Annotated in this window: 16 protein-coding genes; 5 read left to right on the forward strand and 11 right to left on the reverse strand. The window is 69.3% G+C overall.

Annotated elements, in window-relative coordinates:
- Positions 1–227: 227 nt before the first annotated feature.
- Positions 228–1,214, forward strand: a complete 987-nt coding sequence (locus NM203_RS25960) for a 2-hydroxyacid dehydrogenase (protein ID WP_255063480.1) — start codon at positions 228–230, stop codon at positions 1,212–1,214.
- 13 nt (positions 1,215–1,227) lie between these two features.
- Here NM203_RS25960 and NM203_RS25965 read toward each other — a convergent pair whose 3' ends face one another.
- From NM203_RS25965 to NM203_RS25975, 3 genes are read right to left on the reverse strand one after another with little or no spacing between them, the layout of a single operon-like run.
- A complete protein-coding gene (locus tag NM203_RS25965; protein ID WP_255063481.1) occupies positions 1,228–2,157 on the reverse strand; it encodes a LysR substrate-binding domain-containing protein in 930 nt (309 codons plus the stop codon).
- Between the two features lie 27 nt (positions 2,158–2,184).
- Entirely contained in the window at positions 2,185–4,890 is a 2,706-nt protein-coding gene (locus NM203_RS25970) for a molybdopterin-dependent oxidoreductase (RefSeq protein WP_255063482.1), read from the reverse strand.
- Positions 4,881–5,720 carry an FAD binding domain-containing protein gene (locus NM203_RS25975; RefSeq protein WP_255063483.1) on the reverse strand — a complete coding sequence of 280 codons (840 nt, stop codon included), beginning with the start codon at positions 5,718–5,720 and terminating at the stop codon, positions 4,881–4,883. The genes NM203_RS25970 and NM203_RS25975 overlap by 10 nt, the downstream gene beginning before the upstream one ends.
- 81 nt (positions 5,721–5,801) lie before the next feature.
- Between NM203_RS25975 and NM203_RS25980 the strand changes: the two genes are divergently transcribed.
- Positions 5,802–7,163: a guanine deaminase gene (locus NM203_RS25980; protein WP_255063484.1), complete on the forward strand. Its 1,362-nt coding sequence runs from the start codon at positions 5,802–5,804 to the stop codon at positions 7,161–7,163.
- A gap of 1 nt (position 7,164) precedes the next feature.
- Here NM203_RS25980 and pucL read toward each other — a convergent pair whose 3' ends face one another.
- The 8 genes from pucL to NM203_RS26020 all read right to left on the reverse strand — a co-directional run bounded on the left by pucL (position 7,165) and on the right by NM203_RS26020 (position 15,334).
- On the reverse strand, positions 7,165–8,064 hold the full coding sequence (gene pucL, locus NM203_RS25985; protein WP_255063485.1) for a factor-independent urate hydroxylase: 900 nt from the start codon (positions 8,062–8,064) through the stop codon (positions 7,165–7,167).
- A 2-nt stretch (positions 8,065–8,066) separates the two neighbouring features.
- A complete protein-coding gene (uraH, locus tag NM203_RS25990; protein WP_255063486.1) occupies positions 8,067–8,384 on the reverse strand; it encodes a hydroxyisourate hydrolase in 318 nt (105 codons plus the stop codon).
- An 85-nt stretch (positions 8,385–8,469) separates the two neighbouring features.
- Positions 8,470–8,976 (reverse strand): 2-oxo-4-hydroxy-4-carboxy-5-ureidoimidazoline decarboxylase, encoded by a 507-nt coding sequence (gene uraD, locus NM203_RS25995; protein ID WP_255063487.1) that lies wholly within the window; start codon positions 8,974–8,976, stop codon positions 8,470–8,472.
- Entirely contained in the window at positions 8,977–10,881 is a 1,905-nt protein-coding gene (locus NM203_RS26000) for a PbuX/PucJ/PucK family nucleobase permease (RefSeq protein WP_255063488.1), read from the reverse strand.
- A 63-nt stretch (positions 10,882–10,944) separates the two neighbouring features.
- On the reverse strand, positions 10,945–12,207 hold the full coding sequence (locus tag NM203_RS26005) for a glucarate dehydratase family protein (RefSeq protein ID WP_255063489.1): 1,263 nt from the start codon (positions 12,205–12,207) through the stop codon (positions 10,945–10,947).
- On the reverse strand, positions 12,204–13,145 hold the full coding sequence (locus NM203_RS26010) for a 5-dehydro-4-deoxyglucarate dehydratase (protein WP_255063490.1): 942 nt from the start codon (positions 13,143–13,145) through the stop codon (positions 12,204–12,206). The genes NM203_RS26005 and NM203_RS26010 overlap by 4 nt, the downstream gene beginning before the upstream one ends.
- Before the next feature lie 31 nt (positions 13,146–13,176).
- A complete protein-coding gene (locus tag NM203_RS26015; RefSeq protein WP_255063600.1) occupies positions 13,177–14,733 on the reverse strand; it encodes an aldehyde dehydrogenase (NADP(+)) in 1,557 nt (518 codons plus the stop codon).
- A 208-nt stretch (positions 14,734–14,941) separates the two neighbouring features.
- Positions 14,942–15,334, reverse strand: coding sequence for a hypothetical protein (locus tag NM203_RS26020; protein WP_255063491.1), 393 nt, complete (start codon positions 15,332–15,334; stop codon positions 14,942–14,944).
- A gap of 116 nt (positions 15,335–15,450) precedes the next feature.
- Between NM203_RS26020 and NM203_RS26025 the strand changes: the two genes are divergently transcribed.
- From NM203_RS26025 to NM203_RS26035, 3 genes are read left to right on the forward strand one after another with little or no spacing between them, the layout of a single operon-like run.
- The gene (locus NM203_RS26025) at positions 15,451–19,407 is read left to right on the forward strand and encodes a Pls/PosA family non-ribosomal peptide synthetase (RefSeq protein ID WP_255063492.1); all 3,957 of its coding nucleotides are present in this window, start codon (positions 15,451–15,453) and stop codon (positions 19,405–19,407) included.
- On the forward strand, positions 19,404–20,738 hold the full coding sequence (locus NM203_RS26030; RefSeq protein WP_255063493.1) for a M1 family metallopeptidase: 1,335 nt from the start codon (positions 19,404–19,406) through the stop codon (positions 20,736–20,738). Before NM203_RS26025 ends, NM203_RS26030 begins: the two co-directional genes overlap by 4 nt.
- Positions 20,735–22,027, forward strand: coding sequence for a hypothetical protein (locus NM203_RS26035; RefSeq protein ID WP_255063494.1), 1,293 nt, complete (start codon positions 20,735–20,737; stop codon positions 22,025–22,027). The genes NM203_RS26030 and NM203_RS26035 overlap by 4 nt, the downstream gene beginning before the upstream one ends.
- Positions 22,028–22,036: the final 9 nt, after the last annotated feature.

Here is a 22,036-nt window from a genome sequence, read left to right on the forward strand (position 1 = left end):
CGGAGAAGACCGTCAACCCGGCTCAATCGGCGATTTCACGGCTTTTCCGGCCTTCCGCGCAGCCCCGATGGGTGCCGGAAAATCATGTCTGAGCTGGCACTTCAGCGCTGCATCGCGCAGTTTGATACCGGTCCCGGCGCGCCGAAACTCCAGTGATACGGCTTCTGCACTAATTGATGCTATTTCCGTGTTGGACAGGTATCCGCAGGTCTTCCTACCGTGTAGTGGTGCACGCGCATCCCGTAACCCCGTCCGAGTCCACGGTTCTGCAGGTCGGCCCCCTGAAGCCGTCGCTGGCCGAGACGCTGCGCACGGAGTACGGCGCGGCCGTGCTGCCCGAGGATGCGACCGATCGCGCCCGGTTCCTCACCGACGGCGCCGCCCGCGTCACCGCGGTAGTCACCTCGGGCCGCACCGGCGTCGACGCCGACCTGATGGCGGCTTTGCCGAACCTGGGCGCGGTGATCAACTTCGGCGTCGGTTACGACACCACGGACGTCGATGCCGCGAGCGCACACGGTATCGGCGTGAGCAACACCCCGGACGTGCTCACCGACTGCGTGGCCGACACCGCGGTCGGCCTGATGATCGACGTGATGCGCCGGTTCTCCGCCGCCGACCGCTTCGTGCGGGCGGGTCGCTGGCCGGCCGAGGGCAATTTCCCGCTGACCCGGCAGATGAGCAACTCCAGCGTCGGCGTCATCGGCCTAGGTCGGATCGGCGGGGCAATCGCCAAGCGGCTCAACGCCTTCGGGTGCACCATCAGCTACCACAACCGACGTGAAGTCGCCGACTCGCCCTACCGCTACGTCGGCTCGCCGGTCGACCTGGCGCGTGACGTGGACGTGCTGGTGGTCGCCGCGGCAGGCGGCAGTGGGACCCGTCAACTGGTCGACGCGGACGTCATCGAGGCGCTCGGCCCGCGCGGCTACCTGATCAACATCGCGCGCGGCAGCGTCGTCGACGAGCCCGCACTCGTCGACGCGCTGGTGCACGGCCGGCTGGCCGGCGCCGGGCTCGACGTGTTCGCAGACGAACCCTACGTACCCGCAGCGCTTTTCGAGCTCGATAACGTCGTGCTGCTGCCGCACGTGGGCAGCGGCACCGTCGAAACCCGAGCCGAGATGGAGGCGCTCACACTGCGCAACCTCGACGAGTTCCTCGCCACGGGTCGACTCGTCACGCCGGTCGTAGAACCGGGCGTCCGGGTCTGACGGCTCGCGAGTTCTAGCCGTCGACGAACTCGTCCACCAGATCGTCGGTGGTCCATTCGCGCTGCGGCAGCACGTCGCGAAGCAGTCGCAGCAGCGCGGGGTTCGTGCTGTCGCTGCGCCAGGCGGCGTCGAGTTCGACCGGACGCTCCCGGAATGCGGCGATCGAACGGAACGTCACCCCCTCCGGATGCAACGTCGTGGCCGACGCGGGCACCAGCGCGATGCCGATCCCGGAGCGCACCAGCACCAGCATGGTGTGCACCTGCGTCACGAACTGAACGTAGTGGGGCGTCGCGCCGGCGATCGTGAACGTGCTGATGAGCAGTTCGTTGAAGTAGCGCGCCTCCACCGGCGAGTACATGATGACGTCCTGACCGTCGAGGTCGTTGAGCGTCAGCTGCCGCTCGATCCCGGCGAGCGGGTGCGCGGCGGGAAGCGCGGCGACCAACTGCTCGTGCAGCAGCGGCCGCGACACGATGCCCGGTCGCTTCAGCGGCGGCCGCGCCATCCCGAGGTCGATGTCACCGCTCGCCAGACCCTCCAGCTGTGCCGCCGAAACCATCTCCCGCAGTTCGAGTTTGACATCCGGTAGTTGCTCGCGGGTGCGCTCCAGCAGCCGCGGCAACACCGCGTGTGCCGACGCGGCGGTGAAGCCGACCACGACCGTGCCGAGGTCACCCGCGGGCACCCGCTTGACCGTCAACGCCGCACCTTCGGCGAGTTGCAGGATGCGCCGGGCGTCCGGAAGGAACGCCACGCCGGCCGGCGTCAGCGTGACCGACCGGGTGGTGCGATCGATCAGCTGCACACCGAGTTCCGACTCGAGCTGTTGAATCTGCCTGCTCAGCGGCGGCTGCGTCATGTGCAGGCGTTCGGCGGCACGGCCGAAGTGCAGCTCCTCCGCCACCGCGATGAAGCAGGACAGCCTGGCCAGAGAGAACACGGCGAACACTCCAATGCTGTTCCTGCATTACGGAGCGTCGTTGACTCCGTGCTGGGGTATGAGTCTAAGGGTGCACCACACTCGCGCGGGCGTCATCGGCAACTCCCGGACCCGCGCCCCGCAGGCCCGCGCGATGGCGTTCGCCAGCGCTGGAGCGACGGGGTTGTACGGCGATTCGCTCATCGACTTCGCGCCGAGCGGGCCGAGTTCGTCGTAGGTGTCGGCGAAGTACACCTCGGTCACGGGCAGGTCGGCCACCTGCGGGATGTGGTACTCGCGCAGCGCGCGCGTCGTCACCGCACCGCGGTCGTCGACCCTGATCTCCTCGAACAGCGCGGTGCCGATCGCCTGGCCCACACCGCCTTCCACCTGCCCGCGGCACTGCTCGGGATTCATCACCACGCCCGCGTCGGCGGCGTGCACCGACTTCAGGATGCGCACCTCGCCGGTGTCGGTGTCGACGGCGACTCGGAAGGCCTGCACGTTGAACGCCACCGATCGGGGGGTACCGTCGTGCCTGCCGATACCGCGCAATGCCGTTGGTAGGTCACCGAATTCGATGAGGGTGTCGCCGCAGCGGACGCCGTGTGGGGTCACCTCGCAGTCGGCACCGTCGACCGACGCGGCCGCCACCAGCTGCGCGCGCAGGTCACGACACGCCGCCTGCACCGCCAGTCCCGCCACCACGGTGCCTGCAGACCCGAAGGCCCCGGTGTCGTGTCCGGCCTCGTCGGTGTCGGACTGCCGCACGACGACCCGGTCCACCGTCGTCGCGAGCTCGGTCGCGACGAGTTGCGCGTGCACGGTCGTCGTGCCGTTGCCGAACTCCGCCGTACCGACCGACAGCGTGTACGTCCCCGCGGCATCGACGGTGATCGTGGCGTCGGCGAAGTGACCGCGCGGCGGGATCGTCGCGATCATCGCGACGGCCATGCCGTCGCCGACCCGCCACGCGTCCCCCTCCGGGGCGGGCGGGGCGTCGCCGGTCGTCATCGCCGCCTCGGCGAGGTCCAGGCACTGGTCGAGGCCGTAGCTGCCGAAGGCCAGGTCGTCCTCGAGCACGTGGGAGTCGACGAACGGGTCGCCGGGCACGATCACGTTGCGCCTGCGGAACTCGTAGGGATCGATGCCGAGCCGGTCCGCGAGCTGATCCATCGCGGACTCCACCGCGAAGATGATCTGCCCCAGCCCGTACCCGCGGAACGCGCCCGACGGCAGGTTGTTCGTGTAGACGGCCGCGGCGTCGACGCGCTTGTTGGCGCAGCGGTACACCGCCACCGACTCGCCGCACCCGTGGAACATCACACCCGGACTGTGGTTTCCGTACGCTCCGGCGTCCATCAGCACGTCGACCGCCAGTGCCGTCAGCACCCCGTCGGCACCGGCGGCGACGGTGACGTCGACGCGGAACGGATGTCGGCAGGGCGCCATTGTGAACTCGTCGCTGCGGGTGAACTCGTAGCTCACCGGTCGGCCGAGCCGCAGCACCGCGCACGTGACGAGGTCCTCGGTGAGCATCTCCTGCTTGCCACCGAATCCCCCGCCGACCCGCTTGGTGAACACCCTGACCTCGTCGCGCTCGAGCCCGAACACGTGACACAGCTCGTCGCGGACCAGGAACGGAACCTGGGAGCTGGTTCGAATCACCAAGCGACCCTGCTCATCCCGCCAACCCATGCAGCCGTGGGTCTCGAGGTGCGCATGCTGAACGCGTTGGGTGTTCCAGCGCCCCCGAATCACCGCGGCCGCCTCCGCCACCCCTTTCGCGACGTCACCGACCCCACCGTGCAGTTCGGCAACGACGTTGCGGGCGGCGTCCGCGATGCGCTGCTTCGCACCCTTGTCGGCGTGCAGCAGCGGCGCTTCCGGTGCCCATGCGAGTTCCGGGTCGAACACCGCGGGCAACTCGTCGTACTGGACCGCGATCGCCCGGCAGGCGTGTTCGGCGATTCCGACGCTGTCGGCGACCACCGCCGCGACCCGCTGACCGACGAACCGGACCGTCGCATCCAGCATCCTGGTGTCGTCGGGGTCGTCCTCACGGTGTTCGTGACGCGCCGTCGAGAACAGCACGTCGGGGCTGTCGACGTGGGTCAGCACCAGGTGCACGCCGGGCAGCGCCTCCGCGGCGGACGTGTCGATCGACACGATCCTGGCGTGCGGCAGCGGACTCGCCAGCACCGCCATGTGCAGCAGGCCCGGCGGCGCCGTGTCCATCGTGTACTGCTCGGTGCCGGTGACGATGCGGGTACCGGCCAGGGCGCCGACGGACCGGCCGGCCTGCGACGCGTCGGACTTCTCGGTGTTCACCCGGCCGTTCAGCGCGTCGACGATCGACCGGTAACCGGTGCAGCGGCACAGGTTGCCCTTCAGGTGCTGCGGCAGATCGGCGAGCTCGTCGCCGTCGAACGTGGACGCGGTCGTCACCATGCCCGCCGTGCAGAAACCGCACTGGAAGCCACCGGCTTCGACGAAGCGGCGCTGCATCGGGTGCAGGTCGTCGGGCGAGCCCAGGCCCGCCACGGTGGTGACCGAACGCCCTTCGGCACGGAACGCCGGAAACACGCAGGAGTGCACCGCGGCCCCGTCGACGAGCACCGAGCAGGCCCCGCAATCGCCTGCGTCACAACCCTTCTTGACCTCGAAGTGGCCGTGTTCGCGCAGCATCGTGCGCAGACACTGTCCCGGCCGCGGCTCGCATTCCCAGTCCGCGCCGTTGACCGTCACGTGCATGACAGCTCCGCACACACCTGCCTGGCGAGGACCAGCGTCACCCCGCGGCGCCAATCCGGATCGCCGTGGGCGTCCTCGGTCCACGCGTCGTCCGGGATCGTCGCGTGCGCCGCGGCGATCGCGTCGGCGTCGGGCACGCCCGGGAACTCGAAGACGTACGGCCGCACGGTCGCGGCGGTCACCGACAGCACGCACCGGCCGCCGTCGGCCTCGGCGTCCCGGCGGGCGATGAGCACCGCCGCGGACCGGCCCAGCGGCGACGGTGCGATCTTGCGGAACGCGGTACGCGCGCGTAACGCGCTGGCGGACAGGTGAACCGAGCGCACCACGTCACCCGTGGATAGCACGGTCTGCGCCGATCCGGTGACGAACTGTGCTATCGGAATCCGGTCGACGTCGCCGTCGGCTCGCCATATGGTCACCGCACCGTCGAGCGCGCTCGCCAGCGAGATCATCGACCCCGCGGGGAACGCGAGACAGATGTTCCCGCCGATCGTCGCGGTGCTCCAGATCTTTTGCGATGCGAGCAACGCTGTGCAGCACTGCCGCAGCAGCGGGGCCGCGGCCCAATCGGGGTGGCTGTCGAGCAGCGTCTCCGACAGCCGGGCCACCTCGGCGATCGAGCACGTCGCGGCGAACTCGATTCCGTTGTCCCCCAGCGTCACCGGGGTCCACCCGAGCGCGGTGACGTCCACCAGTCGGCGGATGTCCGATTGCGGCTCCGAGAACAGCCACGTGCCGCCGGCGAGGATCGCATCGCCGTCGCCGAGCGGCCAGAGTTCGGCCCGACTGGTGGGCGCGCTGACCTCCTCCACGGTGTTGAGATCCATCGTTCGACCCTAGACGCCGCCGCGCGAGCGCGCAGGTTCTGCCGGAGTGCGGAGCACTGCCGAAGCTGTGAGAATCGGTCGATGAAGGCGTATCGCGGGCACCTGATCCACATCACGGGTGCGCCGTCGCTGGCCGAGGCGCCCGATCATCTGGTCAGCATCCCGGACGGCGCGATCATCGTCGACGACGCCGGACTGATCACCTACAGCGGCGAATTCCTCACCCTGCCCACCGGAGCCGAGGTCGTCGACGTGCGGCCCGGTTTCCTGCTGCCGGGGTTCATCGACACCCACATCCACTTCCCACAGACCTACTGCACGAACGCCTTCGGCGGTGGTCAGCTGCTGAACTGGTTGGAGCGCTGCATCTTCCCCGCCGAGGCCGCGCTCGCCGAACCCGACTTCGCGCGGGCGGCGGCCCGCGATTTCTGCGCCAAGCGGATCAGCGTCGGAACGACGACGGCACTCGTCTTCGGCTCGGCCTTCCCCGACGCGCAGGACGCGCTGTTCGAGGAGTCGATGCGCACCGGGCTTCGGACGATCTCCGGGCGCGGTATTCAGACCGTGGGGCCGGAGTCCGCCGGCGCGCTGCTGACCGACGAGCAGACGGCCATCGAGCTCACCACGGCCGAGATCACCCGGTGGCACGCCGCCGACACCGGTGATCCGAGAACCGCGCTGCTGCACGCCGCGGTGGTGCCGCGATTCGCGCTGTCGGTGACCCCGGACACCCTGATGGCACTCGGTGAACTGTACGACGGGTTGCGTGGAGCAGGGGTGTACTTCCACACCCACCTATCCGAGAACACCGCCGAGATCGCCGCCGTCCGTTCGATGTACGGCGTGGACGACTACCTCGACGCCTACGACGGCCGGTTCGGTCCGGGGTCGAGTCCGGCGGGCAAGACGCTGCTCGGCTCCCACAGCGTGTTGGCGCACGCGGTGCACTGCACCGACGCCGAACTCGCGCGGATGGCCGAGACGGGGACGTCGATCGCGCACTGCCCCACGTCGCAGTTGTTCCTCGGCTCCGGCACGATGCCGTGGCGCCGCACGACATCCAGTGGCGTGAACGTCGCCCTCGGCACCGACGTGTCGGCAGGCGACGAATGGCTGCTGCCGAGGGTGCTCAACGACTGCTTCAAGGTGCACATGTCCGAAGCCGCTCACGCCGCCACGAGCCTGGTCGGCGCCGAACTGCTCTACACGGCCACGCTCGCGGGGGCGCGTGCGCTGGCGCTGGCCGATCGCATCGGCAACCTCGACGTGGGCAGGGAAGCCGATTTCGTCGTCGTCGATCCCGAGCGGCAGCGGCTGCTTCCGGAGATGTTGGCCCGCATCGACGCCGAGGACACCGAGAGTCTGCTCTTCACGCTGCTGACCGGCATGCGCGACGAGTCGGTCGCGGACGTCTACGTCCGTGGCCGCCGCGTGAGTGCGTAGCTCACGCCAGCCAGCCCTGATACGAATCCCACGCCGCACCCGCGGGCGGGCTGTCGTCGCGCAGCACGGTGGCCTGGATGAAGCCGTACGGACGGTCGTCGGCGTTGAAGACCTCGTTCGGATTCTCCAGCCCGAAGGGCGTCAGGTCGTAGACGAAGTGGTGCTTGTTGGGTGCGGCCAGCCGCACCTCGGTGATCTCCGGGAACGTCTCGAGGACGGCCCTACCCATGTGGTACAGCGTCTGCTGCAGGGCCAGTGACTGGACGACCGCGAACTGCTTCACCAGTTGGGTCTTGACTCCCGCGTATACGGCTTCCCAATCGACATCGGTTGTGGTGAACCGCCATTGCGCCGTGAGCGAGGTGGCCATCACCCGGTCGTGCGTCGGCTCGAGGATCGTGTACGGGTCCTCGAGGAAGTCGGCGAACTCCGAACCGGTCGACTTGAGGATCACCAGTTCCTTCAGGCCGCCGACGACGTACTCGCCGACGTCGTCGACCGTGATCGCCGCCGTTCGCACCTCCTGGCCCTTGCGGATGAAGGTGTGGTCGTGTCCGGCGCCGTCGACAACCGCACGCTCCCAGGCGTATTCGTCGATCTCCACTCGCGCGCCCACCACCGGGCCCACGTCACCGACGAAGTGTCTGGCGAGTGCCAACCCGTAGTCCTCGATGGAGAGCAGACCCTTCTCCTTGGCGTAGGCGTACGCCGTCTGCTTCTGTGTGTCGGTGGGCAGCACATCGGACTGGTCACCCTCCAGATGGGCCGCCGTGAAATCACCACGCAGGCAGGTGGACACGTTGATGTCGTGGATCTCGTGCCGGGGCGTGTCACGGTAGATCCGGACGACCCGGTTCTCCGCCTTGCCGTACTGGTTTCCCCCCAGGATGATCTCGGACACCGTCAACTCCCTCGATAGGTGGAATACGCGTAGGGCGATAGCAACAGCGGCACATGGTATTTAGTCGCGCCGTCGACCACCTCGAAGGTGATGGTGACCTCCGGATAGAACGTCGGGACGTCGGCGAAGTACGCCGCCGTGTCGAAGGTCAACCGGTAGACCCCTGGCGCCAGACCGTCGGCCAGCGACGCCACGCGACCGTCGTCATCGGTGGTCCCGAACGCCAGTACGTCGCCGTTGGCGTCGGTGAGAACAGCGCCTACTCCGACGGCGGGCTTCCCGCTGACGGCGTCTAGGACGTGGGTGCTCAGGTGTGTCATGAACCCGATCCTGATGCCGAGCGGCCACTTGCTGCACGCGAAACGGCGGAAAGCGTGCGATAACCGGCCACTCGGGGTTGTCGACTCATGCCTCGGGCTCGCTCAGCAGCCGTTCCAAACGCAGCCGATTGATCTTCCCGAGTTCGCTGCGCATCACCCTGCGCTCCGTCTCGGGATCGTTGTGCAGCCGGTCCTCCAGGATGGCGAGCAGTTCCTCGGCCGACCGGCCGCTGGCGCAGACCAGGTAGACGTAGCCGAACTTCGCGTCGTACTCGAGGTTGCGCGCCGCCAGCGCCGCCTTCACGTCGTCCCCCGCCGACGTCACCTTGGCCTGCTCGCGGGCCGACGACGCGTTGTCCGCCTTGGCTCCGATGCGCGGGTGACCGTCGAGGGCGGCGTCGATCTCGCCGTCCGGGAGTTCGGCGAGCGCGCGATCGGCGCGGTCCAGCAGTGCGTCGACCGACGCGAACGGCGCACCGGCGAGCACCCGTCGGGCCCAGATGGTCGAGCTGCACACCCCGAACAGGAGGTGCATCTGCTGGCGCTCCGACAGGTCGTTGAAACCGTCCAATCCCAAGGCTGCAGCCGGCATCTACTGCAATTCGTTGAGCCGCGAGAACCTCGCCGCAGCAATGGGATTGGCATCGGCGACCAGATCGGTGAAGCGGTAGTTCGCGATCTTGGCGACCTCGATCAGGGCGAACGCCTTCTCGGCGGCCGACGAGTTGTCCATCCGGGACCAGCCGTTCTTCAGCACGCGGTCGAAGTGCTCGGTCTCACGGGCGCAGATGATCAGCGGGAAACCGAAGTGCTCGCGGTAGGCCGCGGCGAGTTGGACGACGTCGTTGTGGTCGTCCTCGTCGAGGTTGGACAGCGCGACGTGATCGACGGCCAGCGCGTGCCCCGTCTCATCCTCGGCGCCGAGGTCGTGAAAGGCGTTGAGCAACTCCTCCTGCTGCTCGGTCGAGCCCGTCAGCACGGCGTCCTGGAACGCCTCGCGCATCGCCATCGTGTCGGCGTACGGCCGCTGCTCGAAGGCCCGCTCGACGGCCCACGGCACGTCCTGCACGACGTGTCCGAACACCTCGGTGAAGCGCTCCTTGGTCATCGCGTTGACCTCGTCGAGGGTGATCGATCCGCCGCCGGCGACGCGGGCACCCAGACCGCCGGTGTGGAAGAACACGATGTTGAGCAGGATCGCGCTGACGGCGCCGATGCTGATGCCACTGCCGAAGATCAGGTCGAGTCCCGTCGGCATGGCCTTCGCGATGTCCGGGTAGGACGTCACCCACAGCGCCAGAGCCAGACTGGTGGTGACGATGATCAGATTGCGGTGGTCGGTGAAGTCCACCTTGCCGAGCGTCTGAATGCCGACGACGGCGACCGTCGCGAACAGCGTCAGCGCCGCACCGCCGAGCACGGGGTTGGGGATCGAGGCGACGATCGCCGCGACCTTCGGCAGGAAGCCCAGCAGGATCATGATCACGCCGGCGGCGGCCACGACCCACCGACTCTTCACGCCGGTGAGACGCACCAGGCCGACGTTCTCCGAGAACGCGGTGTACGGAAACGAGTTGAAGATGCCACCGATCGTGGTCGCCACGCCGTCGGCGCGCAGCACGTTGCCGATATCGGACGGTTTGACCCGCTTACCCACGATCTCACCGGTGGCGATCGTGGAACCCGTCGACTCCACGGCCGTGATCAGCAGCACGATGATCATCGTCAGACAGGCCACGAAGTCGAATTTGGGCATGCCGAACAGGAAGGGCTGCGTGAACCCGAACGCCGACGCCTCGCCGACCCTGTCGAAGTTCATGTCGCCCAACACGTATGCGACAGCGCACCCGATCACCAGGCCGAGCAGCACGGCGATGGTGGCCAGGAACCCGCGGAAGAGGCGCTGGATCGCGACGATGATCACGATGGTCCCCAGGGCGTACAGGAACCAGCGGATGTTCGTCGGATCCTTCTCGTGGGTGGCCGGATTCGTCACCGCGTCCATGGCGCCGACGGGAACCAGACACAGGCCGATGATCGTGATCAGCGTGCCGGTGACGACCGGCGGGAAGTACTTGAGCAGCTTGATGAAGATCGGGGCGATCAGGAACGTGAACACGCCGGCGACGATCACCGCGCCGTAGACGTAGAGCATGCTGGCCGAGCCGCCGCCGTTGGCCAGGCCGATCGCGATGATCGGTGAGACCCCAGCGAACGTCACGCCCTGCAGCAGCGGCAGGCGCACGCCGATCTTCCACACGCCGACGGCCTGAAGAATCGAGGCGATGCCGCAGGTGAACAGGTCCGCCGTGATCAGCTTGACCAGCTCCGCATCGGACAACCCCACCGCACCCGCGATGATGATCGGCACCAGCACCGCGCCGGCGTAGAACGCCACGACGTGCTGGAAGCCGTAGGTGGCCAACTTGGGGATCGGCAGCACCTCGTCGACGGGGTGAACCCGCTTCTTCGGGGTGGTCTGCGCCGGTACGGACATCGTTCAACGATCGTTCAGATCCAACGCGTTCGCATGTCGAGCGGCGAAGGATTTACGCGAGTGTCACCAGCGGGGGCTGATCGCCTCGAAGTCGGGATCGATGCTCGCCATGTACCCGGTGTCGTCGCGGTCGCGCAGGCCGCACCGGACGTACTGCTCGTGCAGGGCGTCCAGGGCGTCGTCGTCGATCTCGATCCCGAGGCCGGGCGTCGTCGGCACGGCGACGGAGCCGTCGCGGATCGCGAGCACACCCGGCTTGACGACATCCTCGGTCTTCCACGGCCAGTGGGTGTCGCAGGCGTAGGTGAGATTCGGCGTCGCGCCCGCGAGGTGCACCATGGCCGCCAGGCTGATGCCGAGGTGCGAATTCGAGTGCATGGACAGACCGAGTCCGAACGTGTCGCAGATGCCTGCGAGCAACCGCGAGCGCTGCAGCCCGCCCCAGTAGTGGTGGTCCGAAAGCACCACGCGCACGGCGTCGTTCGCCACCGCGGGGGCCAGCTGGTCGAACGCGACCACGCACATGTTGGTGGCCAACGGCATCGGCGCCTGCGCGGCGACCTCGGCCATCCCCTCTATCCCCGGCGTCGGGTCCTCGAGGTACTGCAGGATGCCCGCCAGCCCGGCGGCGACCTTGACCGACGTCTGCGGTGTCCAGGCGGCGTTGGGGTCCAGGCGAAGCGGGTGCTCGGGGAACGCCTCGTGCAGCGCCTCGATCGCCTTCATCTCCTCGTCGGGAGGGAACACACCGCCTTTGAGTTTGATTGCGGTGAAACCGTATTCGTCGATCATGCGCTCGGCCTGCGCGACCAGGCCGGCCGGATCCAGGGCGGCGCCCCAGGAGTCGGGTTCGCGACCGGGATGCGCGGCCCACTTGTAGAACAGGTAGGCGCTGAACGGGACGGCGTCACGGACCTTGCCGCCCAGCAGGTCCGAGACCGGCCGGCCGACAACGTGGCCCTGTACGTCGAGGCAGGCCACCTCGAACGGCGAGAACACCTGATCGACGGCGCTGGCGGTGGTGATCATGCCCGCGGTGCCGACGGCCGCGTCGTCACCCTTCAGCCTGTCCGCGATGGCGACGCGAATCGCGTTGAGCGCGAACACGTCCAGCCCGGTGATGGCAGCCGCGGCCGCGGTCAGTCGCGCCAGGTGGCGGGTGTCGGCATAGGTTTCGCCGAGGCCCACCAGACCCGCGTCGGTGTCGAGCTGGATGATCGCCCGCAGCGCGAACGGCTGGTGCACACCGACCGTGTTGAGCAGCGGCGGATCGGCGAACGCGACGGGTGTGATGCGTGCGCCGGTGATCCGGATCGGAGCTCTCATCGCACGGCGGCGAGTTCGTCGGCGATCACCGCACGACCCGCGGCGATGATCCGCTCGAGTTCGGCCAGCGCCTCGGGCGTCGGCATGATCAGCGGTGCGCGAACGGGTCCGGCCTCGACGCCCTCCATGGTCACGCCCGCCTTGACGAGCGACACGGCGTAGCCGGGCACGGTGTCGCGCAGGCGCACCAGCGGGTGGAAGAACTCGCGGAGCAGCGCGGCCGTCAGCGCCTCGTCGTCCCGTTCGATGGCGCCGTAGAAGGCGAGCGCGAGTTCGGGGGCGAACGCGAACGTCGCCGACGAGTACAGCGTGACGCCGATGGCGCGGTAGGCCTGCTGCGACACCTCGGCGGTGGGCAGTCCGTTGAAGAACTGGAAGGGCTTGCCGGACGGCTCGAGCGCGTCGGTGACGGCACGCACGATGCGAGCCACCCGGTCGACGTCGCCGGTTCCGTCCTTGAACCCGACGACCGTCGGCAGCTGCGCCACCTCGACGGCGGAAGCCTCCGTGTACCGGGCGTTTCCGCGGTTGTAGACGATCAGCGGCAGGTCGGTGGCCGCCGCGACCTCGCGGGTGTAGGCGATCAGCCCCTCCTGCGGCATCGTCACGAGATACGGCGGCAGCAGCAGCAGACCGTCGGCGGCGTTGCGCTCAGCCGCCCTGGCGAACGCCTTGGCCTGGGCAACGGAGCCACCCGCCCCGGCGTATACGGGGACACGGCCCGCCGTCACCTCGACCGCCACGCGCACGACCTCTTCGAACTCACCGACCTCGAGAGCGTGGAATTCGCCTGTGCCACAGGCGATGAACACGCCGCCGGGACCCGCGTCGACGCCCTTGGCGACGTGCTCGGCCAGCTTGGCCAGGTCGACCTCGCCCGCCTCGGTGAACGGGGTGACGGGGAAGAACAGAACGCCGTCGAAGGCACTGAACGCCATGTCGGTGAATCTCCTTGCTCGGTGGGTGGAATCAGTTACGGGTGAGTTGACCGTCGACGCGGCGCCACAGCCCGTCGGGGTTGCCATCGGCGACGGCGCTGGGCAGCAATGCATTCGGCACGTCCTGGTAGGCCACCGGCCGCAGGAAGCGCTCGATGGCGCGCGCCCCGACCGAGGTGGTGCGCGAGTCCGAGGTGGCCGGGTACGGTCCGCCGTGGACCATCGCGTACCCGACCTCGACACCGGTCGGCCAGCCGTTGAACAGGATGCGGCCGGCTTTGGTCTCGAGCACCGGGAGCAGCGCAGCAGCAGCGGGGTGGTCGATCTCGTCGGCCTGCAGCGTCGCAGTCAGCTGACCCTCGAGAGCTGCTGCCACGGAAGCCATGTCGGCGTAGTCCGCGCAACGGATCACCAGGCTGGAGGATCCGAACACCTCGGCCTGCTGTACGCCGGAGGCGCGGAAGCTCGCGGCGTCGGTGCTGAAGAGCGCGGCCCGGCAGGACGCTTCGGGGCCGTCGGCACTGCCGCGCACCACCAGGTCGGCCTCGGCGGCGAGCGCGTCGACACCCTTCGCGTAGCTCTGCGCGATACCCCGCGTCAGCATCGGCGTCGCGGGGGCGTCTACCAGCGCGTCGCGCGCAGCGGCGAGGAACTCGTCGAGGCCGGGTCCGTCGACGGCGATGACCAGGCCGGGGTTGGTGCAGAACTGCCCCGACCCCATGGTCAGCGACGCCACGAACGCGCGGCCCAGGTCGGCGGCCCGAGTGGACAGCGCTCCGTCGAACAGGAAGACCGGGTTGATGGAGCTCATCTCGGCGTACACCGGGATGGGCTCGGGCCGGGCGGCAGCCGCGGCGACGAGTGCCGTTCCGCCGGAACGTGATCCGGTGAAGCCGACCGCCTTGATGTGCGGATCGGTGACGAGCGCGGTGCCGAGTCCGGGGCCGCTGCCGAACAACAGCGAGAACGTGCCCGCAGGCAGGCCGCAGGCGGAGACGGCCGCGGCGATCGCGCGGGCCACCAGTTCGGAGGTGCCGGGATGGGCGTCGTGCCCCTTCACGACGACGGGGCAGCCCGCGGCGAGCGCGGACGCGGTGTCACCGCCGGCGACGGAGAACGCCAGTGGGAAGTTGCTCGCACCGAAGACGGCGACCGGGCCCAGCGGGATTTCGCGCTGGCGGATGTCCGCCCGCGGCGCTGGGGTGCGGTCGGGCTGGGCGGGATCGATGCGGGCGCCGTTCCAGCTGCCCTCGCGCAGGACCGCCGCGAACAGGCGAAGCTGACCCGTGGTGCGGCCGACCTCTCCCGCGATGCGGGCCTGCGGCAGCCCCGATTCGGCGACCGCCCTGGGGACCAGCGTCTCCCTCACGGCTTCGATGTTGTCGGCGACGGTCTCGAGGAACACGGCGCGCTGCTCGGCGGTGGTCGCGCGGTAGGCGCCGAACGCCTCCGCAGCGGCCGCGCACGCCGCGTCGACGTGGGAGTCGTCGCCGTACCGGTACGCGGGTTCGAGGTCGACGCCGGCTGCGGGGTCGTAGCCGCGGATCTCGTCGCCGGTGCCCGACACGGGCTGGCCCGCGATGATCATCTGGCCGGTCAGGGTGTCCGTCTGCGTAATCGTCGTTGCTACCACCCGTCCCACGCTAGGACCGGAATCAATACATGTCCAAGACCATTTTGGCGTCGACTAATGCAGCTTCTGTATCAGTTTCTCCCGCGAGCAGACGCAAAATCCCCTGAATGGCGCGGATTCAGGGGATTTTGCGTCTGCTCAGCGGAGAGGGATTGGGACGCACCTAGGCGCTGAGCCTGCGCAGCGCGAGCCGGCGCAGCACCTCGGAACCCAGCGCGTCGGATTCCTGGCTCGGCCACACCGGGATGAGCGTCACCCCGTCCGCGACGTCGGCGCGCTCGATATCGGCGACCAATCCGGTGAGCCCGTCGACGGTGCCGGCGTATCGCACCGTGTCGTCGTCGGCGGCGAGGGCGTCGGCGACGGTGCGGAAGTCGGGAGCGACGGCGACTTCGAGGTCGAGGATCACCTCGACGTCGGGATGGTCGGCGCGGATGCTCGCGCGCTGACGCCGCGCGCGCTGCAGGTCGGATGCGGCCACCCGCACCACCGGCTGGACACCCGACGTCATCTCGTCCCAGGACCCGGAGTCGGGATTCACCACGAACAGTCGCACTAGCGCAAGCTAGCGCCGCGCCGGGGCGGCGGCCACGGTTGCGATCAACGCGAATCCATCGGAATGAGCCGTGCGGCGATGGTGTTCCCCTGTCTCCGGGTCAGTAGTTTGTAGGCGTGACAGAGGGCGAGACGAACGAGATCGACGCACCCGTTTCGGAGCTGCCCTCGCAATACGTGCTGTCCGGTCGTGCGCCGGAACCTCGCACCCTGATCGACATCCTCTACGCCGCCGCCGAGAAGCACCCGGACTCGCCCGCCATCGACGACGGCGACGTGCAGCTCACCTACGCCGAACTGGTCGCCGATATCGAGGAGAGCGTCGAGTGGCTGGCGACGCGCGGCATCGGGCGCGGCGATCGAATCGGCATCCGCATGCCGTCGGGCAGCTACGCCCTCTACGTGGCGATCCTGTCGGCGTTGGCCGCGGGCGCCGCCTACGTTCCCGTCGATGCCGACGACCCCGACGAGCGGGCCGAGTTGGTGTTCGGCGAGGCCCAGGTGGTCGCCGTCATCACCGAGGCGGGCCTGGTCCGCGGGCCCGGCTCGTCGCGCGGCTGGCGGGCCGACCGCCCGAGCCTCCGCGACGACGCGTGGATCATCTTCACGTCCGGGTCGACGGGCACCCCCAAGGGCGTCGCGGTGACGCATCGGAACGCCGCCGCCTTCGTCGACGCCGAGGCGCAGATCTTCCTGCAGTCGAACCCGCTGGGTCCCAACGACCGCGTGCTGGCCGGGCTCTCGGTCGCCTTCGACGCGTCGTGCGAGGAGATGTGGCTGGCGTGGCGCCACGGTGCCTGCCTGGTCCCGGCGCCGCGATCCCTGGTGCGCAGCGGAATGGACCTCGGACCGTGGCTGGTCTCCCGCGACATCACCGTGGTCTCGACGGTGCCGACGCTCGCCGCGCTCTGGCCAGCCGAGGCGCTGGAGGCCGTGCGACTGCTGATCTTCGGCGGCGAGGCGTGCCCGCCGGAACTCGTCGAGCGTCTGGCCGTCGACGGTCGCGAGGTGTGGAACACCTACGGGCCAACGGAGGCGACCGTCGTGGCGTGTCTGGCGCAGCTCGACGGCACGGGCCCGGTCAGCATCGGCCTGCCGCTGCCCGGCTGGGATCTCGCCGTCGTCGACAAGGACGCCCGCCCGGTGGCGTTCGGAGAGATCGGTGAGTTGGTGATCGGCGGCGTCGGGCTGGCGCGTTACCTCGATCCCGAGAAGGACGCCGAGAAGTACGCACCGATGCCGACGCTGGGCTGGGCGCGCGCCTATCGCAGCGGTGACCTGGTGCGGCTCGAACCCGACGGCCTCTACTTCCAGGGGCGCGCCGACGATCAGGTGAAGGTCGGCGGCAGGCGCATCGAGCTGGGTGAGGTCGATTCGGCGCTGGTCCACCTGCCGGGCGTCAGCGGCGGCGCGGCCGCGGTGCGCAAGACCGCCAGCGGCACCCCGCTCCTGGTCGGCTACATCGCGAGCGCGGATCCCGGATTCGACCTCGCCGCAGCTCGGGCCGCACTCGCCGAATCGCTGCCCGCCGCACTGGTTCCCCGCCTGGTGCTCGTCGACGAACTGCCCACCCGCACCTCGGGCAAGGTCGATCGCAACGCGCTGCCGTGGCCGGTCGAGGGCGTCACGGGCGCTGACGACCCCGATCTCGGCGGCACCACCGGATGGCTGGCCGGCCTGTGGCGCGACGTGCTGGCCGCGCCGATCGACGGGCCCGAGGCCGACTTCCACGCGCTCGGTGGCGGCTCGCTGTCCGCGGCACAGCTGGTGGCCGCGATGCGAGCGAAGTACCCGCAGGTGACGGTCGCCGACCTGTACGACCATCCGCGGCTCGGGTCCCTCGCCGGCTATCTCGACGAGCTCGCCCCGCCGCCACAGGTGGAAACCCGTTCCGTGCGCAAGGTTTCCCGGCTCACCCAGCTGGCCCAGCTCGCGGCGTCGCTACCGCTGGCGACGCTGACCGGCATGCAGTGGGTGGTGTGGCTCGGAGTGCTTAACAACCTCGCCGCCGACCTCGCACTGGTGCCGTGGGCGGTACCGGTCAGCTGGTGGTGGCTCCTCGCGGGGTTCCTGATCTTCGTCACCCCGCTGGGCCGCATGGCCATCGCCGTCATCGGCGCGCGCATCCTGATCGGCAGCCTGGAACCGGGGACCTACCCGCGCGGGGGGTCGGTGCATCTGCGGGTCTGGCTCGCCGAGCGCCTCGGCGAAGCCAGCGGAGCCGAGAACCAGGCGGGCGCACCGTGGTTGGTGTACTACGCCCGCGCACTCGGCAACAAGGTCGGCAAGGGCGTCGACCTGCACTCGAGCCCGCCGGTCACCGGGATGCTGACCCTCGGCCACCGCTGCTCCATTGAGCCCGAGGTCGATCTCACCGGTCACTGGATCGACGGTGACCTCTTCCACGTCGGACCCATCACCGTCGGCAACGACGCCACCATCGGCGCGCGAACCACGTTGCTGCCCAACGCCGTCGTCGGCAAGAACGCCGACGTCGCGCCGGGCTCCGGGGTGGTGGGCAAGGTGAAAGCCGGGCAGTACTGGAAGGGCTCTCCCGCGGTGAAGTCGGGCAAGGCCCGGCACCCCTGGCCCGACGAGCGGCCGAGCCGGCGGCCGTTCTGGGTCGCGATGTACGGCATCACCTCGGTCCTGCTGGGCGGCGTACCGCTGGCCGCCCTGGGCGCCGGCCTCGCGACGCTCGCGCTTGCAGTGCGCGACACCCCTTCTCTGACAGCCGCCCTCGTCCCGCTCGTCGCGTGGTCGCCGGTGGCGACACTCGTCGCCGTCTTCGTCTACGCCGCCTTGACCGTCGTCGGGGTACGGCTGCTGTCGCTCGGCCTGCGCGAGGGCTACCACCCCGTCCGAAGCCGGGTGGGTTGGCAACTGTGGGCCACCGAGCGGTTGATGGACGCCGCCCGCAACTACCTGTTCCCCATCTACGCAAGCCTTCTCACGCCCTGGTGGCTGCGACTGCTCGGCGCGACGATCGGCAAGGGCACCGAGATCTCGACCGCGCTGCTGACGCCCAAGTTCACCGTCGTCGAGGACGGCGCCTTCCTGGCCGATGACACCATGGTCGCGAGCTACGAGCTCGGCGGCGGCTGGATTCACGTGGCCAAGGCCACGATCGGCAAGCGCGCGTTCCTCGGCAACTCCGGCATCACGCAGCCCGGCCGCCGCGTACCCGACGACGGCCTGGTCGCGGTGCTCAGCGCCACCCCGCACAAGGCGAAGGCCGGGTCGTCGTGGCTGGGCAGCCCGCCCATCCGGTTGCGCCGGCAGCCGACCGCCGCCGACGTGCTGCGGACGTTCCACCCGTCGTTCGCGCTGAAGGTCAAACGCGCCACCGTCGAGACGTTCCGCATCATCCCGCTGTTCGTGACGTTCGCGATCGGTGTCGCCGTACTCGCCGGATTACATTGGGTGGCAACAGACTTCGGCTGGTGGTGGGCGGCACTCGCGGGCGGGCTGATCCTGCTCACCGCGGGCGCCGTCGCGGGTGCCATCGCCGTCGCCGCCAAGTGGCTTGTGATAGGACGCATCGAGGCGGTGGAGCATCCGCTCTGGTCGTCGTTCGTCTGGCGCAACGAGGTCGCCGACACCTTCGTCGAAACCGTTGCGGCGCCGTGGTTCGCCCGCGCCGCCAGCGGCACCTTCGTGATGAACCTGTGGCTGCGCTCCCTCGGCGCCTCGATCGGACGCGGCGTGTGGTGCGAAACCTATTGGCTTCCGGAGGCGGATCTCGTCACCCTCGGTCGTGGAGCGACGGTGAACCGCGGCTGCGTGGTGCAGACTCACCTGTTCCACGACCGGATCATGCGCATGGACACCGTCGTGCTCGAGGACGGTGCCACGCTCGGACCGCACTGCGTGGCGCTACCCGCGGCCCGAATCGGGGCCGGCGCCACCGTCGGACCGGCGTCGCTGGTGATGCGCGGTGACGAGGTCCCCGCGTCGACGCGCTGGCAGGGCAATCCCATAGCACCGTGGAACACGTTCAAAAAGAAGCGGAATCCCTCACCGAAAACAGCCAAGAACAAACGAACTAGAGATGCTGGAGCCGTACAGGCGTGACCCGTACCCCAAAGAAGACCTCGCGCGCAAACAACCCGCCCGTCATCGACCCCTACATCCCGGCCAACGGCAACTTCGGCTACCGGGTGTCTCGGTACGAACTCGAGCTCGAGTACAAGGTCAGCGCCAACCGCCTGTCCGGCGGGGCCACCATCACGGCCGCCACGCTCGCCTCGCTCAAGACATTCACCCTCGACCTGGCCGATTCGCTGACGGTGTCCAAGGTTTCGGTGAACGGACATCGGCCGCAGTTCCGCCACGCCGGAGGCAAGCTGCACGTGACGCTGTCGTCGGCGCTGCCCGCGGGGGCCGCGATGTCGGTGCAGGTGCGCTATGCGGGCAATCCCCGCCCGATCCGATCCCTCTGGGGCGAAGTCGGATTCGAGGAACTGTCCAACGGAGCACTCGTCGCGGGCCAGCCCAACGGCGCGGCGTCGTGGTTCCCGTGTGACGACCATCCGAGTTCGAAGGCCAGCTACCGCATCCAGATCGCCACCGACAACCCGTACCACGCGGTGGCCAACGGCAAGCTGGTCTCCAAGCGCACCAGGGCGGCGCTGACCACGTGGACGTACGAACTGGCCGAGCCCACGTCGACGTACCTCGTCACGCTGCAGATCGGCGAGTACCAGTCGCATCGGCTCGCGAAGTCCCCGGTGCCGATGCACGCCGCGCTGCCGCACCGGCTCAAACGACACTTCGATCACGACTTCGGCAGGCAGCCCGACATGATGAAGCTCTTCATCGAGTTGTTCGGGCCGTATCCGATGGCAACCGGCTACACCGTCGTCGTGACCGATGACGAGCTCGAGATTCCGCTTGAGGCGCAGGGCATTTCGATCTTCGGCGCCAACCACTGCGACGGCCACCGCACATCCGAGCGCCTCATCGCCCACGAGTTGGCGCATCAGTGGTTCGGCAACTCGGTGACCGCGCGGCGGTGGCGCGACATCTGGCTGCACGAGGGCTTCGCCTGTTACGCCGAGTGGCTGTGGTCGGAGCGGTCCGGCGGCAAGACCGCCGACGAGTGGGCCAAGCACTACCACCACAAGCTCACCTCGTCGCCGCAGAATCTGCTGCTGTCGAACCCCGGCCCGCGCGACATGTTCGACGACCGCGTGTACAAGCGCGGCGCGTGTGCGCTGCACGCCCTGCGCGGCACGATCGGTGACGACAACTTCTTCACGCTGTTGCGGGACTGGACGACCCGACACCGGCACGCCACCGCCGTCACCGACGACTTCACCGGTCTGGCAGCCAACTACTCCGACGTGTCGCTGCGCCCGCTGTGGCAGGCGTGGCTCTACGCCACGGCGGTCCCACCCCTGTGACGGACGGGGCGGTACCGGCCCAGGGCCCGGTCACACGCAGCAGCGTGCTCCGGGTCGGCGCCGCGACCGTCGTCAGCGCGCTGTGCGGCTACGCCGTGCTGTACCTGGCCGCCCGCGATCTCGAGCCCGCGGGTTTCTCGGTGTTCGCGGTGTTCTGGGGCGCCTTCGGGCTCTTCGCGGGTGCCGCCAACGGGCTGCTGCAGGAGTCGACGCGCGAGGTGCGCGACGCCCAGCGGGTCGAGACCGGGCACGGCCCGCACACCAACCCGATGCGGCTGGCCGCGGGTGTCGCCGTCGTCGCCGCTCTGGCCATCGCAGGCACGTCGCCGCTGTGGGCCGGGCACGTGTTCGCCGATCTGCGCCTACTGAGCGTCGCGCTGCTCAGCGCGGGCCTGGCCGGCTTCTGCCTGCACGCGACGCTGCTGGGCGTGCTCGCCGGAGTGGACCGCTGGACCGGCTACGGCACGCTCATCGTCGGGGACGCCGCGATGCGGGTGATCGTCGCGACGGCCACGTTCATGGTCGGCTGGGGACTCGGCGGTTACCTGTGGGCGACCGTCGCCGGTTCATTCGCCTGGCTGGCACTGCTGCTGGCGTCGGCGCCGACGCGCGCGGCCGCGCGGCTGCTGACGCCGGGCACGGCCGCGACGTTCCTGCGCGGCGCGGGCCACTCGATCGCCGCGGCGGGCGCCAGCGCGGTGCTGATCATGGGTTTCCCGGTGCTGCTGAAGGCCACGTCGGCCGAACTCGGCGCGACCGGCGGCGTGGTGATCCTCGCCGTCACGCTGACCCGCGCGCCGCTGCTGGTGCCGCTGACGGCCATGCAGGGCAACCTGATCGCGCATTTCGTCGATGCGAGGGAACACCCTGGGGCAGGAGCGAAGCGACTCGGGGGATTCATCGCGTTGCGCTCCCTGGTCGGTCCAACCCTGCTCACGGTGGCGTTCGGCGGCGTGGCCGTGCTGATCGCCGGGCTGGCCGGACCGTGGCTGCTGCGCACCGCCTTCGGGCCCGACTACGTGGCGGGCGGCGCGCTGCTGGCGTGGCTGACGACGGCCGCGATCGTCATCGCCCTGCTGACGCTGACGGGCGCAGCCACCGTCGCGGCCGCACAGCAGCGGGCCTACGCGGCGGGCTGGATCGGCGCGACGCTCGCGTCGGCCCTGCTGCTGTTGCTGCCGCTGGATCTGGAGACGCGCACCGTCGTCGCGCTGACGTGCGGACCGCTGGTCGGGATCGTCGTGCACCTGACGGCGCTGAGCCGGGTTCCCCCAAGAATCACCGTGTAGTTTGTTCGC

Source organism: Mycolicibacterium arenosum (genome assembly GCF_024320865.1).
Lineage (GTDB): Bacteria > Actinomycetota > Actinomycetes > Mycobacteriales > Mycobacteriaceae > Mycobacterium > Mycobacterium arenosum.

Excerpts from the sequence above, each read along its gene's own strand:
- NM203_RS25970 (WP_255063482.1), bottom strand. The coding sequence starts at position 4,890 with ATGCACGTGACGGTCAACGGCGCGGACTGGGAATGCGAGCCGCGGCCG.
- NM203_RS25975 (WP_255063483.1), bottom strand. The coding sequence starts at position 5,720 with ATGGATCTCAACACCGTGGAGGAGGTCAGCGCGCCCACCAGTCGGGCC.
- NM203_RS25980 (WP_255063484.1), top strand. The coding sequence starts at position 5,802 with ATGAAGGCGTATCGCGGGCACCTGATCCACATCACGGGTGCGCCGTCG.
- uraH (WP_255063486.1), bottom strand. The coding sequence starts at position 8,384 with ATGACACACCTGAGCACCCACGTCCTAGACGCCGTCAGCGGGAAGCCC.
- uraD (WP_255063487.1), bottom strand. The coding sequence starts at position 8,976 with ATGCCGGCTGCAGCCTTGGGATTGGACGGTTTCAACGACCTGTCGGAG.
- NM203_RS26000 (WP_255063488.1), bottom strand. The coding sequence starts at position 10,881 with ATGTCCGTACCGGCGCAGACCACCCCGAAGAAGCGGGTTCACCCCGTC.
- NM203_RS26005 (WP_255063489.1), bottom strand. The coding sequence starts at position 12,207 with ATGAGAGCTCCGATCCGGATCACCGGCGCACGCATCACACCCGTCGCG.
- NM203_RS26010 (WP_255063490.1), bottom strand. The coding sequence starts at position 13,145 with ATGGCGTTCAGTGCCTTCGACGGCGTTCTGTTCTTCCCCGTCACCCCG.
- NM203_RS26015 (WP_255063600.1), bottom strand. The coding sequence starts at position 14,733 with ATGATCATCGCGGGCCAGCCCGTGTCGGGCACCGGCGACGAGATCCGC.